This is a genomic window from Barnesiella sp. An22 (genome assembly GCF_963931395.1).
Taxonomy (GTDB): Bacteria; Bacteroidota; Bacteroidia; order Bacteroidales; family Barnesiellaceae; genus Barnesiella; species Barnesiella merdigallinarum.
Genome location: NZ_OZ007014.1, coordinates 920,310 through 943,034 on the forward strand (window position 1 = coordinate 920,310; position 22,725 = coordinate 943,034).

Here is a 22,725-nt window from a genome sequence, read left to right on the forward strand (position 1 = left end):
TAGAGATGAAAAAACAATACTAATTACTTAATAACAGTAAAGATGAGTAAACAGAAAAAATTCTTAACTTGTGATGGTAACCAAGCCGCTGCACATATCTCGTATATGTTTTCCGAGGTGGCTGCCATCTATCCTATCACTCCCTCTTCGACGATGGCCGAGTATGTAGACGAATGGGCTGCTGCCGGTCGTAAAAACATCTTCGGCGAGACGGTTCTCGTACAAGAGATGCAGTCGGAGGGCGGTGCTGCCGGGGCCGTTCACGGTTCGTTGCAGGCCGGTGCCTTGACGACTACCTACACGGCATCGCAAGGTCTTTTGCTGATGATCCCCAACATGTACAAGATTGCCGGTGAGTTGCTCCCCTGCGTGTTCCATGTATCGGCTCGTACATTGGCCTCTCACTCACTCTCTATTTTCGGTGACCACCAGGATGTGATGTCGACTCGTCAGACCGGTTTCGCCATGTTGTGCGAAGGTTCGGTTCAAGAGGTGATGGACCTGGCCGGTGTCGCTCACTTGTCTACGATTCGTTCGCGTGTACCGTTTATCAACTTCTTCGACGGTTTCCGTACTTCGCACGAGATTCAGAAAATCGAAGCTCTCGACAACGAAGACCTGGCTCCGCTCATCGACCAAGAGGCTTTGGCCGAGTTCCGCGCCCGCGCTTTGAACCCCGAGAAACCGGTTATGCGCGGTATGGCCGAGAACCCCGATACCTTCTTCCAGCATCGTGAGGCTTCCAACAAATATTACGAGGCTGTACCGGCTATCGTAGAGGACTACATGCAGAAAATCAACGAAATCACGGGCCGTGACTACCACCTGTTCAACTACTACGGTGCCGAGGATGCCGACCGCGTAATCATCGCCATGGGTTCGGTAACCGAGGCTGCCCGCGAAGCTATCGACTACCTCATGGCCAAGGGCGAGAAGGTAGGTTTGGTAGCCGTTCACCTGTATCGTCCCTTCTCGGCCGAGCACTTCCTGGCTGCTGTGCCCAAGACGGCAAAACGCATTGCCGTACTCGACCGTACCAAAGAGCCCGGTTCGAACGGTGAGCCCCTCTACCTCGATGTAAGAGACGTATTCTACGGCAAGGCCGATGCCCCGCTGATCGTAGGCGGCCGCTACGGTTTGGCTTCGAAAGATACTACCCCGACTCAAATCCTGTCGGTTTACGAAAACCTCGCATTGCCCGAGCCTAAAGATCACTTCACCATCGGTATCGTCGACGACGTTACCTTTACCTCGCTGCCCCCGAAAGAGGAGCTGGCTCTCGGTGGCGAAGGCATGTTCGAGGCCAAGTTCTACGGTTTGGGTGCCGACGGTACGGTAGGTGCCAACAAGAACTCGGTAAAAATCATCGGCGACAACACCGACAAATATTGCCAGGCTTACTTCTCCTACGACTCGAAGAAGTCGGGTGGTTTCACCTGCTCGCACCTGCGTTTCGGCGATACCCCCATCCGCTCGACCTACCTGGTAAATACGCCTAACTTCGTGGCTTGCCACGTTCAGGCCTACCTGCACATGTACGATGTATTGCGCGGTATCCGTCCCAACGGTACCTTCCTGCTCAATACCATCTGGACGGCCGACGAACTGGTAAAACACCTGCCCAACAACGTAAAACGTACGTTGGCTCAGAAGAACATCTCGTTCTATACCATCAACGCTACGAAGATTGCTCAGGAAATCGGTTTGGGCAACCGCACCAACACCATCCTGCAATCGGCCTTCTTCCGTATCACCGAGGTTATCCCGGTCGACCTGGCTATCGAGCAGATGAAGAAATTCATCGTGAAGTCGTATGGCAAGAAGGGTGAAGATGTAGTCAACAAGAACTACGCTGCCGTAGACCGTGGTGGTGAATACGAAAAAGTTACCGTTGATCCCGCATGGGCCAACCTTCCCGACGACGAGGCCGTTGAAAGCAAGGCTCCCGAATTTGTAGAGAAGGTGGTGAAAGTCATCAACGCACAAGCCGGTGACGACCTGCCCGTTTCGGCCTTCTCGGGTATCGAGGACGGTACTTGGCCTGCCGGCACCGCCAAATACGAAAAACGCGGTGTATCTACTTTCGTTCCCGTATGGAACAACGCCAACTGTATCCAATGTAACAAGTGTGCCTACGTTTGTCCTCACGCTTCGATTCGTCCGTTCGTTCTCGATGCAGACGAGCTCGCTGCTTCGCCTTTCAAAGAGGGTGAGACGCTCGAGATGAAGGTACCGGCCACGATGAAGGGCATGCACTTCCGCATGCAGGTCGATGTGCTCGACTGTCTGGGTTGCGGCAACTGTGTCGATGTATGTCCGGGCAACAAGAACGGCAAGGCTCTCTCGATGGCCGATCTGGAAAGCCAGTTGAGCGAAGCTCCCCGCTGGGAATATTGCGCCGATCACGTGAAGAGCAAACAACACCTGGTAGACATCAAGTCGAATGTGAAGAACTCGCAGTTCGCTACGCCGTTGTTCGAATTCTCGGGCGCTTGCTCGGGTTGCGGCGAGACTCCGTATGTGAAACTCATTTCGCAACTCTTCGGCGACCGTGAGATGGTATCCAACGCCACGGGTTGCTCGTCGATCTATTCGGGTTCGATTCCTTCGACTCCCTATACCACCAACGAAAAAGGTAAAGGTGTAGCTTGGGCCAACTCGTTGTTCGAAGACTTCTGCGAGTTCGGTCTGGGTATGACGCTCGCCGTAGAGAAGATGCGCGACCGTCTGGCCAAACTCATGAACCAGGCTATCGAAAGCGACAGCTGTCCGGCCGAGACCAAAGAGCTCTTTGCCGACTGGATTGCCAACCGTGAGGATACCGACCGCACCGTCGAGCTCGAGGCCAAAATCACGCCCATCGTGAAGGCTAACGCCGACAAGTGCGAAATCTGCAAGGAGATTGCATCGCTCAGCCAGTACCTCATCAAGAAATCGCAATGGATTATCGGTGGCGACGGTGCTTCGTACGACATCGGTTTCGGTGGTCTCGACCACGTATTGGCTTCGGGCAAGAATGTCAACGTGCTGGTACTCGATACCGAGGTTTACTCCAACACCGGCGGTCAGGCTTCGAAAGCTACTCCTGTCGGCGCCATCGCCAAATTTGCCGCAGCCGGCAAACGCGTACGTAAGAAAGACCTCGGCCTTATCGCCTCGACCTACGGCTATGTATACTGTGCTCAGGTAGCCATGGGTGCCGACCAGGCTCAAACCTTGAAGGCTATCCGCGAAGCCGAGGCTTACAACGGTCCTTCGATTATCATCGCTTACGCTCCCTGTATCAACCACGGTCTGAAGGCCGGTATGGGTAAATCGCAGGCCGAAGAGGCTGCTGCCGTAGCTTGCGGTTACTGGCACCTGTGGCGTTACAACCCCGAGTTGGAAGCCGAGGGCAAGAACCCCTTCACGCTCGACAGCAAAGAGCCCGACTGGTCGAAGTTCCAAGACTTCCTCAAAGGCGAGGTTCGTTTCGCTTCGGTGATGAAACAATATCCCAACGAGGCTGCCGAACTGTTCAAGGCTGCCGAAGACAATGCAAGATGGCGTTACAACAACTACCGTCGTCTGGCCAAACAGCAATGGGGTGTTGAACAGGAAGACTAAAAACACAAGACGCGTTTAGTCGCACCATAAAAACCGGGAGGTCCGGGGCCTGTAAAGGTCTCGGACCTCTTTTTTTAAGACTTTTTCGTTTATAAATCGAGGCGCATGCGGGTAGATGCCTAATGGGTGTCGTCTCGAAAATTCCGGTCTATAAAATAAAGATATTTATTTATCGGGGCTCTTTATCCTGGTCGTGTATCTGTAACGGGGCGATATGTGATGAGGCAGGGGCATTGTATCGATAGGGTGTTTAGAGGCTTTGTGTATGAATAGTGTTATGTCTGAGGACTGAGGTACGGGGAGATGCAATACATTTCATGAATATGTTGTAACTGCAACGGCGACATCGTCAGATATACCTCTACACTCGACGGCTATGACAAGGACCGCATTCTGCACACGGTTCCCAACCACGCTACCGAAAGACAAAACGTATCGCTCTTCCTCAGCTACGACGAAGGTGAAACCTGGCCCGTGAAGAAGACGCTTTGCGCTACCGGTTCGGCCTACTCGTCAATCGCTATTCTCGAGGATGGTACGATAGGTGTATATGTCGAAGAGAACTACAACACGACAGATTACAGCACCTATTTCCTGAATGTTTCGCTCGACTGGCTCACCGACAACGCCGATACCTATACCGAACCTTCGGGTATGGAAGCTGTCGCTACTCCCGTATTCTCGCTGGAGAGTGGATACTATACCGAGGAACAAACCCTCACGATTACGACCGAGACCGAAGATGCTCAAATCTACTATACGCTCGACGATACGACTCCGACTACCGAATCGACCCTCTATGAAGGCCCCATTACGTTGAACGAGACGGTTACCGTCAAAGCCATTGCCGTGAAAGAGGGCATGTCGAACAGTGTGATGGCCTCGGCTACCTATACTTTCCTGACCGGATGGGAACAACCTACCGGTACGATTCATGCGACCGAGAATCGTTATGTAACTTCGGCCACTACGACCGATGCCGTTGAAAATCTCGATTACACCCAGTCGAGCAAACCTTCGACCGTGTTTATCGATACGCAGGCTCCCTTTACGGTAGAGGCCGGTCAGACCTTTACGCTGCGTGTACAATGTACGGCTCAGATGATCTGGTGTCATGCCGTTCTCTTTGCCGACTGGAACCGCGACTACGACTTCAACGACGAGGGCGAGATGATCGAGCGAGTAGGTAAAGAGCCGTTTGAAGACAGCAATCTGTCCTCCAATGGTAATACCATGATGAAAGATTTCTCGGTCGATATCACCGTTCCTGCCGATGCCAAGATTGCCGAGACTCGTTTGAGAATTCAGTTTACGGATGCTTGGCATAAGAAAGATGAACAAGGTCATACCCACACGGCTATGGATGCTATCGACAAGGGTGGTTGCTACGACTTCGTGATGAATATCGTGGAGCCTGCTCCCGTAGACTTGGCTGTGCTGCATCTCAATTCGCCCGCCAACGGTGCCATCGAGGTTCGCTATGTCGGTGAAAACACGCTGCTCAACAACAACGACGAGATAATCGTGGGTGAACAAGTAGAGATTACCTTAATTCCCGACGAGAACTACCAGGTAGCCAGCCTCATGGTAAACTCGGTCGATAGAACGGCCGACGTGGTGGACAACAAACTCACCGTTGATGTACCGGCCGAAAGCCTCGATATTGAAGCTGAGTTCGAAGATATTCCTTCGGCAATCGATGGCAATCGGGCTGCCCAAATGACGGTTTATCCCACGATGTTTACGAGTGAGATCAACCTCAACTCGACAGCCGCCGGCGAAGCCTGTGTATACGATTTGGCCGGTCGTTTGCTGAAACGTGTAGCCGTGAGCGAAGGTGAAAACAGAATAGAAGCCAATACGCTTCCTGTCGGTAGCATGATTCTGGTTGTGACTACCGACGAGGGTTCGAAGAGCTTCCGTGTAGTGAAAAAGTAAGAAGAAGTGATGTGCTGCTGTTTCCCGTTTGACGGGAAGCGGAGATAAAACGGGAGGTTTGCCGGATTCGGCAGACCTCTCGTTTTTGTGTGGAAGAGGGTAGAAAAAAGAGAGAGAACCGTGTCGTGGTGGCTGAGCGCGGTTCTCTCTCTTATGATTTTATACGGACACTCATGGTGCGAGGTGACCATTTGGGTACCTCGTTCGATGAGGTGGAATGTTTGGGTTAGAAGTCCTCTTTATCGGTCGAGCCGAGCAACAGGTCTTTCAATCGGGAGCGGTCGAGGATGACAATCTCTTTGGCCGTGTAGTCGATGATGCCGCTCTCTTTCAGACTGTCGAGTGTCGAAAGGAATACCGACCGCTGTACCCCGAAGAAGGCATAGAGGTCTTTTTGCTTGCAGATGATGTGGATGTCGCTCGATTTTTGTTGCGTAAGGCTCAGCACCCAGAATGCCAACCGTTCTTTCAAGTCGTTCGACGAGAGGGCGGTGAAGCTTTCGAGAGCCTTTTGCGAACGTCGCGACAGAATGTTGAGCAGGTTGATGAGGAATATAGGTTCTTCTTGCAACATTTGTACGACCGAACTCTTCTCGATTTGCATGATTCCTACGGTGCCTTCGGCATACAGGTTGGCCGGGAAATAGGTATCGCGGCCGAACAGATGTTCGGGGGCTATGACATTAGGCGCCTGTATTTTTTCGGTAATTTTCATCTTCTCGTTTTGCGTAATCAGTTCCGACCTGATTTCGCCCGAAATGAGAAATTTCAGATGATTACATTCTTCACCACTTGTGACGATTTTCTCGCCATTGGGATATTTGAGGAAATGGAATTTCATTTTCTCGATCAACTCCGATATTTTATTCCGGCTTACTCCTTGGAAAATAGGGAGTTGTAATAAAACATCATACATGCTGTCCATATAGTGTCTCAATTAGGATTCTCAAAACTAACAAATTTTTTTCACTATGTTTCGTTTGAAATGCTAAAACATCTTCTTTGTTTAGAAAGTATTGATTTCTTTTTTTTTCATTAACTTTGCGGCGGCCACGAAGGTCTGTTCGGAGTGATACCGACGGGTGTATAGCCCTTTGCACAGCCGGTTTTGAATTGTTGTCACACACGCCTAAACTATATGGAATATGGATATACTGTCGTTTAAATTTCAGGATTTCCTGAGTGCTTTTATTATTTTGTTTGCGGTAATCGATATTACGGGTCTTACCCCGATTATTATCGACATGAAGCAAAAGGGTCATAACATTGTGGCGTGGAAGGCTGCCGTCTATTCGCTCATTACCTTCCTGGCCTTCCTCTTCATGGGAAACATGATTCTCGAGTTGTTCCAGGTCGACATCTCGTCGTTTGCCATCGCCGGAGCCCTGGTCATTTTCGTGATGGCTATCGAGATGCTGTTGGGTATTGAAATTTTCAGAAACGACGGGCCCGAGGGTGCCGCCTCGATTGTACCCATCGTATTCCCGCTCATTGCCGGAGCCGGTTCGTTCACCACGCTGCTCTCGCTGCGGGCACTCTATGGCCTGGGCAGTATATTGGCGGCTTTGGTGCTCAACATCATTGTCATCTACATCGTGATACGCAACGTGCACATCTTGGAACGAGTGCTGGGCAAGACCGGTGTATATGTGCTGCGCAAGTTCTTCGGTATCATTCTGCTGGCCCTCTCGGTGCGCATGTTCTTGCAGAATCTGGCCGTAGCGCTCGAGTCGTTCTCGTAGTAGTAACTTTTTTATAGCGATATATCGTCGAGGCGGAGTACCCGATTGGGGTGCTCCGCCTCGCTGCTGTTATATAAATTGTTGACTCTGTGGGTCGGTATGTAAAAAAAAGGAAAGGAAAAACAGCTCGAGTATTATATTTTTTATTTTCTTTGCATTTATAAACGATGGGCTGAAATCAAAAGGAGGACTTTGGGACTGCTTATTTACTTCGCTATATTTTGGAGACAGGGACAAACTTTAATCGAAATATATATGAAAAGAATTCTTACATTATTGGTATTGAGTTGCTTGGCTGTGGGAATCGTAGGGGCTACCGAACAGCCGTTGAAGCGGCTCTCGCCCGTACAGCTGGCTCAGATGCGGCTGAAGGGTTTGAACGAGGCTTCTGCTCCGAACCGTTCGCAGGCCCTCCCCGGACAGAAGTCTGTACAGGCAAAGGTGTCGAAGGGGCAATCGGTTTTGTCGCTCTCCGGCAAGCGACTCTCGAAGGTGACGATTCCGTCGTGGTCGGTTCCCGTTCAGGTTACAGGGCGCGACTGGTCTCGGCTGCAGTCCGGTCGGGAGCAGGTTATGGCCCGGCGGCAACAGGCCCAGACTACGACCTGGATCGATGAGGGAAACTACGATATATCGTGGTTCGATGGTTCGGTCAGACTGTATCGGCTGACCACTCCCGAGCAGTTGGCCGGTTTGGCCTATAGGCTCTCTTCGGGTTATTCTTTTGGGAATGTAACCATACGATTGGAGGCCGATTTGGATATGTCGGCCCACGAGTGGATACCGATTGGCACCTCTCAAATCTCGTTTAGAGGTACATTCGACGGTGGCGGGCATACGATTTCGGGCCTGCATGTGACCGGTCAGGAGTATGCCGGACTCTTCGGGTATGTGCGAGGGGGCGAGATACGCAATGTGATGTTGGCCTCCGATTGTCAGATAAGCGGCAATACCGCCGGTTCCATAGTTGGTTCGATAGACGAAGAGGGAGTGATAGAGAATTGCTACTCCGAAGCTACTGTTTCGGGCCATACGGTAGGCGGACTGGTCGGGGCCTGCAATGGTACGCGGGTTCGCCTGTGTGTATTCAATGGTCGGGTTTCGAAGTTTCTCCCCGAGAAATGGTCGGGTAATTATCTTGGATATGCACCCAATGGATCCGACAGCTCGGTTTCGTATGGCTTTCAGATAGGATTTGTACCACGCGCCGACTATCCCGATAGCCTGGATATTTCATTAACGGGTACACAAATGCAATTGTCGTATCAGTTTGGTGGAAAGGTCGGGAGCGATGGCCTGCTGCACATTCCATTGGGCCAATATGTAGGCTCGAGCGATACCTGGCAGCTCTATTTGTGTGCTTTGGATGGAAATACGGCCTTTGTCGATGGTGAATTTTTGGGAACGCTCTCCGACGATAGAAGGACGGTGACCTTGACCACATCGCAGGGCAATACGTTTGCTGTTTTGATGACCGAAGACGGAGAGTCTTTATATCTTTGTGAAAGTTTGTTGATGCCCCTTTCGGCCCGGTTACTGAGCGATGACGTGAGTGGAGCGCTTGTCGGTAGCGGCGGATATGACTGGGCGTATTGCTACTACTCCGAAAACAGTGTAACCAATGCCAATCAGGTAGTGGGTACGGCACTTACCGATGAGGCAATGCAATCGTCGCAGTTGGTCGACGACCTGAATGAGTATGTGCGTGAGGTGGCTCCGACGCAAACCGAGAAGCGTTTGAACTTGTGGACATCGGGGGGTTCAGGCCCTGCCTTGAGTACCGAGGTGTGCCCCACCTCCTCGTGGTGGGACGAGGGCAATTACGATACCTCGTGGTACGACAATACGAAAACCGAGTTTACCCTCTCGACTCCGGCTCAGTTGGCCGGCTTGTCCTATCTGGTCTATCACACCGGTCTTGCGAATGGCGTGACGGTTCGTTTGGGAGCCGATATAGATCTGTCGGCCTATCGGTGGATGCCAATTGGTATTCAAACCAAGGATGGGGCTCGCTCGTTCGTGGGACTGTTCGACGGCTGTGGCCATACCATCTCGGGTATGCAGGTCGACGGCGTGACTTATGCCGGGCTGTTCGGGTATGCCGAGGGTGCCGAGATCTGTAACCTTATGCTCTCCTCTACGTGTACGGTATCGGGCTTGACGGCCGGTTCGATAGCGGGCTTGATAAGCGCGGGTTCGATTACGAATTGTCGCTCCGATGCCACGGTATATGGCCATACGGCAGGCGGTTTGGCAGGCAACTGTATAAATGCCATGCTGTTGTCTTCGATATTTAATGGCCGGGTAGCCGCACAAGGTGCCGACAGTGAATGGGTGGGCACGTATCACGCCTCGGCTTTGTCGCCTTTCCAGGGAGAAGAGGAGCTTGAAATTCCGTTAGACGTGACGATTTCGCCTTCGATTGATTCGGCCGATGAATATATTTTGTCGTTATATTCTACTCGTGCCGAGATGAGCTATTCGATGACCGGAAGTCTGGAAAGTGATGGAAAGCTGCATATTCCCATGGGACAGATGGTAGGAATGTATTCCAACCGCTATTCGTTGACATTGGAAAATGAGACGGGAGCAAGTGGAGAATTTGTGGTAACGCTTTCGACGGATGGGAATGCAATTACTTTCACGGACGAAAATTTAGTGATACTCATCTCTGCTTATGAAAATGGAGAATCTGTGGGTTATCTGGATGGGTGGCGATTGCCGATTACTGCCGACAGAGTGGCTGAGGCTCCCCGGTTTGGCGGTTTGGCCGGTACTTTTGAAAACGAATTTGTAGAACATGGCTACTACCGGGCCGGTTGCTTGCCCGAGGGAGTGAGCGATAACGAGTATGCCCTCTCGCAAGGGGAGTTGCTCTCTCAGGCTCAGGTGGCCACGATGAACGAGGCGGTCATGACCATTTTGGAGAAAGATCCGTGGGTCGAATCGCTGTCGCAGTGGCGCCAGGGTGCAAATGGCCCCGAGTTGAGTCTCGACCAACAGAAGGCTACCGGCTGGTGGATTTCGGAGGGAAACTACGACATCTCGTGGTACGACGAGTCGCAAACCGAGTTTACCCTCTCGACCCCGGCACAGTTGGCCGGCCTCTCTTATCTGGCCTATCACTCTTATGATTTCACGGGTAAAACGGTGAAGCTGGCCAACGATATAGACTTGAGCGGCCACCGTTGGGTACCCATCGGGTACAATTCTCACGTCTTCCGGGGTAACATCGATGGTGATGGCCATGCGATTCATCACATGGATGTGGATGTAGAGTCTTATTCTTACGGACGAGTAAGAGGTGCGGTATTGGTCGGATTTATGGGGGCTGCTTCAGGTGAAGTCAAGAATATTACCTTGGCCGATGACTGCTCGGTGCGTGTAAAGATAATCTCTTCGTCGCAAGGAATGATAGGTACCGTTTCCGGTGCATTTGAAGGGCCAAGTATGGATAACTGTCACAGCCAGGCTTCGATAGAGGTAAACCATGCCGGCTATACCGAGTCGTTCGTAGGAGGACTGGTGGGATTCGACATATCCTACAACCCCATCTACAACTCGTCGAGCAGTGGCCGTATCGTTGCCGTGTCTGACCATGCGACTATCTGGGTGTCTGGTTTGGCAGGTGTAAATGCCCGTATTATAAATTGTTACCATGTAGGCGACATATCGGGAACCGGCCCCGATGTGCATGTGGGTGGAATTTGTGCTTCCTATTCCAATCAGACGAATGTATATCATGCAGGCAAATTATCGGCCACGGGTATAGAGGTGGATGGCAATCCGGCTATTGTAGAGATTTCGCCTCTGGGTAATCCGACAGAGTTCTCTTTGGAAAACGGGTACTACGATGTGACGTGCATGGCCGATACGACCGGCTTGAATATCAAAGGTGTGGCCATGCAGCCCGACGAAATGAAGCGTGCCGAATTTGCCGGACTGCTCACCGCCAATGCTACGTCTGTGATGGATAGCGATCCCTATTCGCCCACTCTTTCCGCCTGGGAAATCCGGGCCGGTGAGAACAACGGCTATCCCGTATTGGGCGGGAATATCGAGGTAGGTGGCTGGTGGACCTCGGAAGGGAACTACGATGCTTCGTGGTACGACGAGTCGCAAACCGAGTTTACCCTCTCGACCCCGGCACAGTTGGCCGGTTTGGCCTATCTGGTCAAGACAGGCACTACCTTCGAAGGGAAGACGGTGACGTTGGCCGGCAATATCGATTTGGACGGTCTCAAGTGGGAGCCGATAGGTTCGGTAGACGTGGCCTTCCGTGGTACCTTCGACGGCGGCGGTTACGAGATTCACAATCTGCACAGCGAGGTAATCTCGGCCTATACCGCCGTTGCTGGGCTCTTCGGGCAGATTGCGCAAGCTCACATCTCCCACGTGGTGCTGGCCGACGACTGTATCGTAAAGAGTTCGACCTATGGCGGTGGTATTGCCGCTTATGTCTATAATTCGACGATTGTCTCGTGTATCAACCGAGCTTCGGTCGAACTCGAGGCACCCTATGGCTATGTGGGTGGTATTGTGGGCAATGTGTTTAACTCTGTTATCGACCGGTGTGAAAACTGGGGCCCGATAGCAGGCCAGGTGCAGATAACGGGCAATTACTCGGTCTATATAGCCTACACGGGTGGTATAGGAGGATGTTTGTACAGTTCGACGATTTTGAATTGTGCCAATAGAGCCGATGTGACGGTCGAGGGTTCGACGCACGACTACTCTTCTGCCGGAGGTATCCTGGGGTATTCCGATGAGGAGTCGAGTGTAGTGAACTGTTACAATACCGGGCGAATCTCTGCCGGTGAGTTGGCGTATGTGGGTGGCATATCGGGCAATTGGATTATAGATGCCTGGGTGGCCAACTGCTACAATGTGGGTGCTGTGTCGACGACGGGTGGAATCGTTGCCCCGATTGCTCCGCAAGATGCCAACGTAGAGAATAGCTACTATGAGTCGGGGTGTGTGGTTGCCGGCGATTATCTGGGCCGTGCATTGAGTGCCGACGAAATGAAGACCCGCACGTTTGCCGCCGGCTTGAACAACTGGACCCGTGCATACAATGCGACCAATACCGAGCATAAGGCCTTCTACTGGATGGTCGATGCCGCACAAAACGAGGGCTATCCCGTGCTGACCGAGGAGGACCCCGGCTATTCGGCAATCGAGTCGACGATGTCGGCTCAGGTACGCATCTATCCTACGGTAGTAGACCATCAGCTCTATGTGAGCGGGGCCGAGCAGACAATCTATCTCTACGATTTGTCGGGCCACACGGTCTCGATTGTCGAGCCTGCCGAAGGATTGACCGTCGTAGAGATGTCGCAGTTGACTCAGGGGCTCTACCTGGTGCGCTGTGGCGATCGGGTAGAACGAATCATCAAGCGATAAATCAGAAAAGGTTCCGGTTTCGGCCGGAACCTTTTTGATTTTATAATCGTTCTAATGCGTTGATATATTGTTGTTTGTGGAGGTATGTTGAAGAACATGCCTTTTTCGCCGATAAAATGTTTGCATTTTATTTCGGTTTATGTTAAATTCGAAACAAATATGAATGGCGCATTTCGGAATCTTTGGAATAGGGCAAGGGATCGGATGATTTGCAATAGACCGAAGAGTCTGAAAAAATTATGAAAAAGACACAAGTAAGAGAAATTAATTGAGATATGAGTTATCTGAAATTTGACAAGAACCTGATGATAAACCTCGAGTGGTCGCTGCCCAAGGAGATGCTGCGTACCAACAAGTCGGGCGCGTATCATTGTACGACTATCGTCGATTGCAACACCCGCAAGCAACACGGGTTGTTGGTAATTCCTATCCCCGAGCTGGATAAGGACAATCACGTGATGTTGTCGTCGCTGGACGAGACAGTGATTCAGCACGGCGCTGCGTTTAACTTGGGTTTGCACAAGTACAAGGGCGACTGTTTCAGCCCGAACGGACACAAGTACATTCGAGAGTTTAATTGCGAGTCGGTGCCCCAGACGATGTATCGGGTGGGCGGTGTGATTCTGACGAAAGAAAAAGTGTTTATCTCGCACGAGAACCGTATCCTTATCAAGTATACGCTCGTCGATGCTCACTCCCCGACGATTCTGCAATTCCGTCCGTTTCTTGCCTTCCGCAATGCCAACGATCTGTGTGTGGAAAACTATGCGCTCGACCAGCGTTACGAAGAGGCGGCCAACGGCATAAGCTGCTGTCTGTACCAGGGCTATCCCCGGTTGTACATGCAGTTCAACAAGGCCCCCAAGTTTGTATTTGACCCCCATTGGTACAAGGGCATCGAGTATATCAAAGACCAGGAGCGAGGCTATCCCTATCAGGAGGACCTCTATGTGCCGGGCTACTTCGAGATACCTATCAAGAAGGGCGAAAGCATCATCTTCTCGGCGGGAACCGTCGAGGCCAAACCCCGCTCGTTGGCTCACACTTACGAAGTAGAGTTGGCCAATCGCCACATGTGTCGCTCGAGTTTCTACAACTGCCTGAAAAACTCGGCTCAGCAGTTCTACTTCAAGCAGAAGAAGGGGCACTATCTGTTGGCCGGTTATCCCTGGTTCAGGGTACGGGCCCGCGACCAGTTTATTGCCCTGCCGGGGTGTACGCTGGCCATTGGCGACGACCAGACGTTTGAAGACGTGATGGCTTCGGCCGAGAAGGCCCTGCGCCACTTTATGACTACCGGCGAACTCGACGAAAACATCGGCGAACTCGACCTGCCCGATATTCCGCTGTGGGCTACCTGGACTATCTATCAGTATGCCAAGGAGAAGGGTATGGAGACTTGTCGCGAGAAGTATGGCCGTTTCCTGTGCGATATTCTCGACTACATTGTCAAAGGCAAGCATCCCAACCTTTTCCTGCACGACAACGGGCTGCTCTACTCCAATGGCAAAGACCGGGTGATCTCGTGGATGAATGCCGTGGTTGACGGTCGCCCCGTGAACCCGCGCAGCGGTTATTTGGTAGAGTTCAATGCGTTGTGGTACAATGCTTTGAAGTTTGCCGCCGCCCTTTTTGCCGAAGATATGGAATTGGCTTCGAGGGTAGAACAGTGGAATGCCATTGCCGATAAGGCGGGCGAGACGTTTGTAGCTACCTTCCTGAACGATTATGGTTACCTGATCGACTATGTCGACGGCTCGATGTCAGACTGGAGTGTACGGCCCAACATGCTCATAGCATTGGGGCTCGACTACTCGCCGCTCGACAAGCGTCAGCGCAAGCGGGCTCTCGAGGTGGTTACGCGCGAGTTGCTTACCCCCAAGGGTATCCGCACGCTCAGCCCCAAGAGCTACGGCTATAACCCCACCTATGTAGGTTCGCAGACCGAGCGGGAGTATGCCTATCACCAGGGGCCCGCACGTCCGTGGCTGATGGGCGCCTATGCCGAGGCCTATCTGAAGGTGTTCGGCATCAGTGGTGTCTCGTTCCTGGAGCGGATGCTCATCGGGTTTGAAGACGAGATGTCGCAAACCTGTATCGGGTCCATCTCCGAGCTGTTCGACGGCAACCCGCCCTTCGCCGGTCGTGGAGCCATCAGCTATGCCGCCAACGTCGGTGAAATATTGAGAGTGTTGAAATTATTGAAGAAGTATAACATGTAAAGCCTAATTCCTATATCTATGAAAGCGCTAATGTTTGGTTGGGAATTTCCCCCTCATATTCTGGGAGGTTTGGGCACGGCCAGTTATGGCCTGACCAAAGGCATGGCCGAGTGTGGCGATATTGAAATCACCTTTGTCATACCTAAACCCTACGGAGATGAGGATAAAACTTTTGCTCATATAATCGGGGCCGCCAATACCCCTGTCGCCTGGCGCGATGTAAGTTGGGATTACGTGCAGCAACGCTACGGCTACTGCATGGACCCGCAGGAGTATTTCGACCTTCGCAGTCATATCTATGCAGATTTCAATTATCTGAAGACCAATGACCTGGGTTGTATCGAGTTTTCGGGGCGCTATCCCGACAACCTCATGGAAGAGATCAACAACTATTCTATCGTAGCCGGTGTGATTGCCCGCACCGAGCAGTTCGACATCATTCACTCGCACGACTGGCTCACCTATCCGGCCGGCATTCATGCCAAGCAGGTGAGCGGCAAGCCGTTGGTGATTCATGTGCATGCGACCGACTTCGACCGCAGCCGGGGTAATGTGAACCCTACGGTCTACAACATCGAGCGCGACGGTATGTTGCATGCCGACCACATCATCACGGTGAGCAACCTCACGCGCCAGACGGTTATCGACAAGTATCACATCGACCCGGCCAAGGTGACTACGGTACATAATGCCGTGGAGCCGTTGAGCGACGAAATCAAGTCGATAGAGGTGCCGCACAATCCGAAGGAAAAGGTGGTTACCTTCCTGGGCCGCATCACCATGCAGAAAGGACCCGAATACTTTGTCGAGGCGGCTGCCCGGGTATTGCGCAAGACCAACAACGTGCGGTTTGTAATGGCCGGTAGCGGCGACATGATGAACAAGATGATTATGTTGTCGGCACAACGCAACATATCGGACCGCTTCCACTTCACCGGATTCTTGCGGGGACGTCAGGTCTACGAGATGTTGAAGGCCAGCGACGTGTATGTGATGCCGTCGGTATCGGAGCCGTTCGGTATCTCGCCGCTCGAGGCCATGCAGGTGGGCGTGCCTTCGATCATTTCGAAACAGTCGGGCTGTGCCGAGATTTTGACCAATGTCATCAAAATCGACTATTGGGACATCGACGCTATGGCCGACGCTATCTATTCGATCATCACCTATCCCGCCATCTATAAACAGTTGCGCGAAGAGGGCGAGCGTGAAGTAAACGAGATTAAGTGGAAGTATGCCGGCCAGAAGGTACTCGACATCTACCACAATGTGCTGCGCAATTATAAATAAATGAAAAAACACAACCTTATATGAAAACAATTTGTTTCTATTTTCAAATTCATCAACCGTTTCGATTGAAACGCTATCGTTTCTTTGACATAGGTAACGACCACTACTACTACGACGACTTTGCCAACGACGATATTATCACCCGCATTGCTCAACGGTCGTATCTGCCGGCCAATGCCACGCTGCTCGAGATGATCAAGAATGCCAACGGCAAGTTCAAGGTGGCTTTCTCGATATCGGGTGTAGCTCTCGAGCAACTCGAGATTTATGTGCCCGAGTTTATCGACAGCATGAAGGAGCTGGTCAAGACCGATTGCGTGGAGATTCTCTCGGAGACATACGCCCACTCGCTTGCTTCGTTGGCCGATTCCGAGGAGTTCAAGATTCAGGTAAAGCACCACGACGAGAAAATCGAGCAACTCTTTGGCGTGAAACCCAAGGTATTCCGCAATACCGAGTTGATATTCTCCGACGATATAGCTTCGATGATTGCCTCGATGGGCTTCAAGGGGGTTATCACCGAAGGGGCCAAGCACATCCTGGGTTGGAAGAGTCCCAACTACCTTTACTGCTCGGCTGCGGCTCCCAAACTGAAAATGTTGCTGAAGAACTACAAGATGAGCGACGACATTTCGTTCCGCTTCTCCAACTACGAGTGGAGTGACTATCCTCTCACTGCCGACAAGTTTATCTCGTGGATCAAGAATACCCCGGCCGAGGAGCCTATCGTCAACCTCTTTATGAACTACGAGACGCTGGGCGAGCTGCAACCGCGCGAGTCGGGCATCTTCGAGTTTATGAAGGCTTTGCCTCGCTTTGCCGAGCAAGAGGGGATAGGTTTCTGCACGCCTACCGAAGCCATCAGCAAACTCAAACCGGTCGACGCACTGTCGGTACCTTATCCCATGTCGTGGGCCGACGAGGCTCGCGATACCAGTGCCTGGTTGGGTAACACGTTGCAGAACGAGGCCTTCCGCAAACTCTATTCGGTAGCCGAGCGGGTACGCTTGTGCGACGACCGCCGTCTGAAACAAGACTGGAACTATCTGCAGGCCAGCGACCACTTCTACTACATGTGCACGAAGTATCTCTCCGACGGTGCCGTGCACAGCCATTACAGCCCCTACGACAGTCCTTACGAGGCATTCACCAACTACATGAATGTGTTGAGCGACTTTATCGTACGCGTCGAGGCCCAGTATCCCGAGTCGATTGAAAACGAGGAGTTGAACGCCTTGTTGACAACCATCAAGAACCAGGCTGCCGAGATTGAGATGTTGCAGAAAGAGTTGAAGTCGGCACGCACCGAGCGCCACTCCAAACGGGCCGAGGCCAAGAAGGAGAAAGAGGCTAAGGCCGAGACTCCCAAGAAGGCTGCCGAGAAGCAAGAGTGATGGGGGTGGTGCCGCCGAGGTTCTCTCCTCGGAGTGCAACGGACATCTGCCAGGGCGAATCAGAGCCTTTTAGACAAAATTAGAGGAAACAATTTCGCCGATTCACTCACAATCCGTATATTCGTACCACGCCGTCCCCAATCGGGCGGCGTGGTAAAATTTTTAGCAATATGAAACATTTCCCAGAGTCTGAATTTATTATCAATGCCGATGGCAGTGCGTTCCATCTGCATTTGCTCCCCGAGCAGTTGAGAGACAAGGTAATCCTGGTCGGTGACCCCGGTCGGGTCAATCTGGTCGCTTCGTTTTTCGACACCCGCGATTTCGAGGTTTCGAGCCGGGAGTTTCATACCATAGGCGGTACCTATAAGGGGAAACCGCTGATGTGCCTCTCGCACGGCATCGGTACCGACAATATCGACATCGTGGTCAACGAACTCGATGCCCTGGCCAATATCGACTTTACGACGCGTTACGAGAAGCCCCAGTTCCGCCAGTTGACCCTTGTGCGGGTAGGGACCTCGGGCGGATTGCAGCCCCATGTGCCCATAGGTACGCCGGTCATTGCCGAGAAGTCTATCGGCTTCGACGGGGTGCTCAACTTCTACGCCGGGCGCAACGAAGTGTGCGACCTCGATTTCGAGAAAGCCTTTTGCGAGTCGGTACAGTGGAACCCCTTGTGGGCCGCTCCCTATGTGGTCGATGCCGACCCCGAACTGGTAGCCCGCATCGGCGGCGACGATATGGTGCGGGGCGTGACCATATCGGCCAACGGATTCTATGGCCCACAGGGTCGCGAGCTGCGCTTGCCGCTGGCCGATCCTGAGCTGAACCGGAAAATCGAGTCTTTCAAGTATGGCTCGCATGTAGTCACCAACTACGAGATGGAGAGCTCGGCTCTGGCCGGATTGTCGAAGTTGATGGGGCACAAGGCCATGACCGTGTGCAGCATCATTGCCAATCGGGTGGCCCATCACGCCAACCCCAACTACAAGACGGCCGTCTCGGATCTTATCCAGACCGTTCTGGAACGCATATAGAACCTTTCCCGGGATAAAAGAAAGGCAGGGCCGCGGCTGTATTCGACAGCTGCGGCCCTGTGGCTTAATAGGAGGAAGCAAGAGGGGGCGGGTGAGGGTGAGGCGAGAAAAAATGTCCGTTCATCAACCTTGGACTTGTAAAAAAGTGTTATCTTTGAGGCGTAGAAACTGAATATACGTAAATACAGGACTGAATAGATAAACTCTTATCGTATAATAGCAATGAAAACATTAAGGAAACTGACAGGCGCATTGCTGTGCCTGAGTGCGCTGCTTTCTTTTACATCGTGCGGCGAATTGATGGAGGAACTTTTTGGAGATGGAGAGGAGGACTCCATTCAGTGTAATTTCTCGACAGCCCTTGCCGGTAAGTGGAGGGTCGTAGCTGCCGGGGATATTGAAAATGTACCGGAAGAGATGGCTCATGTGAGAGAAGGGGGTGAAGTGCCCTGTTCGCTCGAGTGGATCGAATTTTCCAACGGTCAGGCTCATTTTCACTTTTCACAGCCGGTAACCCTCGATTACCTCGTCTTTGGCGGGAGTGAGAGACCCTCGACAACCATGACCGATTATACTTGTACGTGTGAACTCGACGGGAGTGGTTTCCATAATTTCGTCTTCGGGTTCAGATACGACAGCGATCGGGACAGCTATGTCGAGACCTATACCGAGTATGATATGGGCGATACCGGAGAGATATTCTACTCGTCGGTGCGTCAGTGGGCCTATGGCAAGGACGAGGACTATGCCACCACGCTTGTGCTCTATGGCACCAATGCCGAGTGTGTCGACTTTGGCTATGAGATGAAGCGTTACGACGACTGATTGTACAAGCTATGAGTTTGTGAGTTTAATAAAAAGAAGAATATGAGACTGAAAGATAGTATATTGCGGATGCTGCTGGTCTCCCTGACGGTAGTCTCTCTGACCTCGTGTAGCGAGTTGATGGACGACCTTTTCGGGGGCGACGACGAACCCATACAAGGGAATTATACCACGGCTCTGGCCGGTAAGTGGCGGGTAGTAAAAGCCGGTTATGTCGAGAACCCGTCGGGCGAGATGGCCTATGTGGGTGAAGAACTGCCCTGTTCGATTGAGTGGATTGAGTTTTCCAACGGCCAGGCACATTTCCATTTCTCGAGTGAGGTGGTTTTGAACCGTCAAAGTCTGGGTGGGGGCACCCTCCCGTCGGAGATGATTACCGATTATACTTGCCCGTGCGACCTCGATGGCGACGGCTTCGTCGGCTTCGTGTTTGGTTTTGAGTCGGAAGAAGGCAGCGCTTATCGCGAGTTCTACAAAGAGTGGGTCGATCTTAGTGGCGATGGCGAGATGTTCCACTATCGGGCCAATTTGTGGGCCTATGGTCGGGACGAGGATTATGCCACTACGCTGATTCTTTACAGCGACAGTTATAGCTCGTCCAGCTATGGCTATGAAATGGAGCGTTATGACGATTGAGCGGGCCGGGTATCTCGGTTAGGGGGCGGCTGGGACCTCGGTCTCCATACGCTTCTCGCCGGCACCTTCGGTAAGGATACAAAAAAAGCGATTCGTTTTCGAATCGCTTTTCTTTTTGCTGTGTAGCGTAAAGAATTACTTTCTGATACCCAGCTCTTTTTGTGCGATGATGGCACGGTAGCGGTTGATGTCGACCTTGATGAGGTAGTCGAGCAAACGACGACGTTTACCAACCAACATTTTCAGAGCTCGTTCGGTGCTATGATCTTTGTGATTTGACTTCAAGTGCTCAGTCAAATGGGCTATACGGTAGGAAAATAATGCAATCTGCGCTTCGGGTGAGCCAGTATCAGTATTGGACTTTCCGTATTTCCCAAAGATCTCTTTCTTTTTCTCAGAATCTAAGTACATTTCTTTGAGTTTTGTTGTTAATAAATTATTGAGCGCACAAAGGTAGTTATTTGTTTTTGAGTATACAAACATTTGGCTGTTCTTTTTTTGAAAGGTGGTCCATCCGGGTGGTTGTGCAGGGGTAGTGAGGTGTATCTGAGGCGTGAAGAGTGGGGTAAGTCATTACTAAAAGTAATAGAGTGATGTATCATTTCAAAAAAATATAGTAACTTTGCACCTTGAAACGTAGAGGCAAGCGCATGCGCAACTCGCGTGGCGGTTGGGTCTCTCTACTTGGTTAAAATAGGTTATATGCAGAAAATCAGAAACATTGCGATTATCGCTCACGTCGACCACGGCAAGACGACGCTGGTAGACAAAATGCTTTTGGCCGGACATCTTTTTCGCGAGAACCAGAACTCCGGAGAGTTGATATTGGATAACAATGATTTGGAGCGTGAACGAGGTATCACGATTCTCTCCAAGAATGTTTCTATTCGTTACAAGGATTACAAAATCAATATTATAGATACTCCGGGGCATGCCGATTTCGGTGGCGAGGTGGAGCGTGTGCTCAACATGGCCGACGGCTGTCTGCTGCTGGTCGACGCTTTCGAGGGCCCGATGCCCCAGACCCGGTTTGTCTTGCAGAAGGCTATCGAGATAGGGCTGAAGCCGATTGTGGTTATCAACAAGGTCGACAAGCCCAACTGTCGCCCCGACGAGGTGCAGGAGATGGTCTTCGACCTGATGTGCAGCCTCGATGCAACCGAAGACCAGCTCGACTTCCCCACCATATACGGTTCGGCCAAGCAGGGGTGGTTCTCGACCGACTGGCGTAAACCTACCGACAACATTACGGCGCTGCTCGATGCCATTATCGAATACATCCCCGAACCTCAGTATCTCGAGGGTACTCCCCAGATGCTTATCACCTCGCTCGACTACTCGTCGTATGTAGGCCGTATCGCCGTGGGCCGTGTGCACCGGGGCGTATTGAAAGAGGGCATGGAGGTTTCGTTGTGCAAGAAAGACGGCTCGACCGTAAAACAACGCATCAAGGAGCTCGACGTGTTCGAGGGTATGGGCCGTACCAAGGTGCAGTCGGTAGCTTCGGGCGACATTTGCGCCCTCGTGGGTATCGAGAATTTCGAGATTGGCGACACCATTGCCGATGCTGCCGAGCCCGAGCCTCTGCCGCGTATCGCCATCGACGAGCCTACGATGTCGATGCTCTTCACCATCAACGACTCGCCCTTCTTTGGTAAGGATGGTAAGTATGTGACTTCGCGCCACATTGCCGACCGTCTGAAACGCGAGCTCGACAAGAACCTGGCCCTGCGTGTAGAGCGTGGCGACAGCGACGATGCCTGGACGGTCTATGGCCGTGGCGTGCTGCACTTGTCGGTCCTGATCGAGACCATGCGTCGCGAGGGCTACGAGTTGCAGGTAGGTCAGCCGCAGGTTATCATCAAGGAGATCGACGGGCAGAAGTGCGAGCCCATCGAGCTGCTCACCATCAACCTGCCCGAGGAGTATGCCAGCAAGATTATCGATATGGTTACCCGCCGCAAGGGCGAGATGGTGTCGATGACGACCCAGAACGACCGCATCCACATCGAGTTCCAGATACCTTCGCGCGGTATCATTGGTCTGCGTACCAATGTGCTGACGGCTTCGGCCGGCGAGGCCATCATGGCGCACCGGTTCCTCGAATATCAACCCTGGAAGGGGAATATCGAGCGCCGTACCAACGGCTCGCTCATCGCCATGGAGTCGGGCACGGCCTATGCCTATGCCATCGACAAGCTGCAAGATCGCGGCCGCTTCTTCATCTTCCCGCAAGAGGAGGTCTATGCCGGTCAGGTAGTGGGCGAGAATGCCAAGGAGAACGATATTGTGGTGAATGTGACCAAGTCGAAGAAGCTGACCAACATGCGTGCGTCGGGTGCCGACGACAAGGCCCGTATCGTGCCGCCGGTTATCTTCAGCCTCGAGGAGGCCCTCGAATACATCAAGGAAGATGAGTATGTAGAGGTGACGCCTCACCACCTGCGCCTGCGCAAGATTATTCTCGACGAGACCGAGCGCAAGCGGGCCAACCGTTCGTAAGAGCCATAAAACTTTGTATGATATAGCGGGGTGCGGATTTGTTTCGCATCCCGTTTTTTTGGGGGGTGGGGCGGGGCTTTCTGCAGAAAATTGCGTATCTTCACGCATCTTTCGGGGCGGCGATATGGAC

Annotated in this window: 13 protein-coding genes; 11 read left to right on the plus strand and 2 right to left on the minus strand. The window is 52.2% G+C overall.

Features of this window, described 5'->3' with window-relative positions; translation table 11 throughout:
- The first annotated feature begins 42 nt into the window (after positions 1-42).
- Positions 43-3,606: a pyruvate:ferredoxin (flavodoxin) oxidoreductase gene (nifJ, locus tag ABGT88_RS03685; RefSeq protein ID WP_298663603.1), complete on the plus strand. Its 3,564-nt coding sequence runs from the start codon at positions 43-45 to the stop codon at positions 3,604-3,606.
- A gap of 474 nt (positions 3,607-4,080) precedes the next feature.
- Positions 4,081-5,544, plus strand: coding sequence for a chitobiase/beta-hexosaminidase C-terminal domain-containing protein (locus tag ABGT88_RS03690; RefSeq protein WP_346700509.1), 1,464 nt, complete (start codon positions 4,081-4,083; stop codon positions 5,542-5,544).
- Positions 5,545-5,770: 226 nt separating this feature from the next.
- Here ABGT88_RS03690 and ABGT88_RS03695 read toward each other — a convergent pair whose 3' ends face one another.
- Positions 5,771-6,385, minus strand: coding sequence for a Crp/Fnr family transcriptional regulator (locus tag ABGT88_RS03695; protein ID WP_298663607.1), 615 nt, complete (start codon positions 6,383-6,385; stop codon positions 5,771-5,773).
- Between the two features lie 304 nt (positions 6,386-6,689).
- Here ABGT88_RS03695 and ABGT88_RS03700 point away from each other — a divergent pair, with 304 nt between their 5' ends.
- The 8 genes from ABGT88_RS03700 (at position 6,690) to ABGT88_RS03735 (ending at position 20,093) form a co-directional block, all read left to right on the plus strand.
- The gene (locus ABGT88_RS03700; RefSeq protein ID WP_258326640.1) at positions 6,690-7,286 is read left to right on the plus strand and encodes a MarC family protein; all 597 of its coding nucleotides are present in this window, start codon (positions 6,690-6,692) and stop codon (positions 7,284-7,286) included.
- A 255-nt stretch (positions 7,287-7,541) separates the two neighbouring features.
- On the plus strand, positions 7,542-12,689 hold the full coding sequence (locus ABGT88_RS03705) for a hypothetical protein (protein WP_346700512.1): 5,148 nt from the start codon (positions 7,542-7,544) through the stop codon (positions 12,687-12,689).
- A 275-nt stretch (positions 12,690-12,964) separates the two neighbouring features.
- Entirely contained in the window at positions 12,965-14,911 is a 1,947-nt protein-coding gene (locus ABGT88_RS03710; RefSeq protein ID WP_087408264.1) for a glycogen debranching enzyme N-terminal domain-containing protein, read from the plus strand.
- Positions 14,912-14,929: 18 nt separating this feature from the next.
- Positions 14,930-16,198, plus strand: a complete 1,269-nt coding sequence (locus ABGT88_RS03715) for a glycosyltransferase family 4 protein (RefSeq protein WP_087408263.1) — start codon at positions 14,930-14,932, stop codon at positions 16,196-16,198.
- 20 nt (positions 16,199-16,218) lie between these two features.
- Positions 16,219-17,592 carry a glycoside hydrolase family 57 protein gene (locus ABGT88_RS03720; RefSeq protein ID WP_346700514.1) on the plus strand — a complete coding sequence of 458 codons (1,374 nt, stop codon included), beginning with the start codon at positions 16,219-16,221 and terminating at the stop codon, positions 17,590-17,592.
- A 170-nt stretch (positions 17,593-17,762) separates the two neighbouring features.
- A complete protein-coding gene (locus ABGT88_RS03725; protein ID WP_346700516.1) occupies positions 17,763-18,632 on the plus strand; it encodes a nucleoside phosphorylase in 870 nt (289 codons plus the stop codon).
- Between the two features lie 222 nt (positions 18,633-18,854).
- The gene (locus tag ABGT88_RS03730) at positions 18,855-19,457 is read left to right on the plus strand and encodes a hypothetical protein (protein WP_346700518.1); all 603 of its coding nucleotides are present in this window, start codon (positions 18,855-18,857) and stop codon (positions 19,455-19,457) included.
- Positions 19,458-19,499: 42 nt separating this feature from the next.
- Positions 19,500-20,093, plus strand: coding sequence for a hypothetical protein (locus ABGT88_RS03735; RefSeq protein ID WP_346700520.1), 594 nt, complete (start codon positions 19,500-19,502; stop codon positions 20,091-20,093).
- A gap of 135 nt (positions 20,094-20,228) precedes the next feature.
- Here the strand turns inward: ABGT88_RS03735 and rpsO are convergent, their stop codons facing one another.
- Positions 20,229-20,504 (minus strand): 30S ribosomal protein S15, encoded by a 276-nt coding sequence (gene rpsO / locus ABGT88_RS03740; protein WP_025278228.1) that lies wholly within the window; start codon positions 20,502-20,504, stop codon positions 20,229-20,231.
- Positions 20,505-20,795: 291 nt separating this feature from the next.
- On the opposite strand from rpsO, the gene typA reads away from it, so the two are divergent.
- Entirely contained in the window at positions 20,796-22,595 is a 1,800-nt protein-coding gene (gene typA / locus ABGT88_RS03745; RefSeq protein ID WP_087408258.1) for a translational GTPase TypA, read from the plus strand.
- Positions 22,596-22,725 lie beyond the last annotated feature (130 nt).